The sequence below is a fragment of the Halomonas sp. SIMBA_159 genome, from assembly GCF_046536035.1.
In the GTDB taxonomy this organism is placed as follows: domain Bacteria; phylum Pseudomonadota; class Gammaproteobacteria; order Pseudomonadales; family Halomonadaceae; genus Vreelandella; species Vreelandella venusta_A.
Genome location: NZ_JAWJBT010000359.1, coordinates 1 through 280 on the forward strand (window position 1 = coordinate 1; position 280 = coordinate 280).

At 45.4% G+C, this 280-nt stretch carries 1 protein-coding gene; it reads right to left on the minus strand.

The genetic code is table 11. The features are described from left to right. A partial coding sequence (locus R0J87_RS19605; protein WP_498888343.1) for a hypothetical protein occupies positions 1 to 280 on the minus strand: 280 nt, incomplete at both ends.

Here is a 280-nt window from a genome sequence, read left to right on the forward strand (position 1 = left end):
GTTCGTTAACAAAACCGGTCAGGTTGCTGAAATCGATAGCGCCTTTCAGGTTATCCTCATCCGTGATGTTCCGGCCAAACACACCCACTTCGTAGTTATTTTCGTAATTGATATAAGCTACGCGCAAGCCTGCTTCATAATTGTTGTTTGACTTAAACTCAGCCGATTCGTACAGGAACAGGTTTGTTTTACCCTGCAACTGATAGTCACCGTAGACATAGATTTCGCCACTGTCGATTGGGAAGTCGTAACGGGCATTCAGGGTCAGAATAGTCTCAGG